The 271-nt window shown below is 37.3% G+C and carries 1 pseudogene; it reads left to right on the top strand.

The features are described from left to right. Positions 1-271 (top strand): annotated as a pseudogene (locus SB679_RS24320) (MFS transporter); the annotation flags it as partial.

Consider the following 271-nt stretch of genomic DNA (forward strand, 5'->3'; position numbering starts at 1 on the left):
TCTGCACAAGCATGGAATATCAGTATCTTTATGGGTCTACAGTCATTGTTCTATTATTGTATGGTAGCCTGGCTGCCTTCATTTCTTGCAGATTATAATATGCCGGGTGAAAGCGCAGGATGGGTTTTGTTTGTTATTCAGATTACCATGATTCCAATAACGTTCTGCTGTCCTATCATTGCAAGTAAAATGAAGGATCAAAGAATTTTGATTCTGTTTATATGTGTATTGATGTTCACCAGTACCCTGATGTTTGTTTTCCTGAAATCAC

This window comes from Chryseobacterium sp. SIMBA_029, from assembly GCF_046535275.1.
Lineage (GTDB): Bacteria > Bacteroidota > Bacteroidia > Flavobacteriales > Weeksellaceae > Chryseobacterium.